Origin of the sequence: Terribacillus sp. AE2B 122 (assembly GCF_902497585.1) — a bacterium.
Lineage (GTDB): Bacteria > Bacillota > Bacilli > Bacillales > Amphibacillaceae > Terribacillus > Terribacillus saccharophilus_A.
This window is the reverse complement of sequence record NZ_LR700950.1, coordinates 1-200: the sequence shown is the minus strand read 5'-3', so window position 1 is coordinate 200 and position 200 is coordinate 1. Positions and strand designations below refer to the sequence as shown.

Here is a 200-nt window from a genome sequence, read left to right as displayed (position 1 = left end):
AGGATTCGAACCTGCGACCGATCGGTTAACAGCCGATAGCTCTACCACTGAGCTACTGTGGAACAATAATAAATATGTATACAAAAAAGAACTGCCTGGCAGTGTCCTACTCTCGCAGGGCGAACCCAACTACCATTGGCGCTGAAGAGCTTAACTACTGTGTTCGGCATGGGAACAGGTGTGACCTCTTCGCTATTACC

The 200-nt window shown here is 48.5% G+C and carries 1 rRNA gene; it reads right to left on the bottom strand.

The features are described 5' to 3' along the window. Window positions 1-93: 93 nt before the first annotated feature. Window positions 94-200, bottom strand: a 5S ribosomal RNA gene (gene rrf / locus AE2B122_RS16945); the annotation flags it as partial.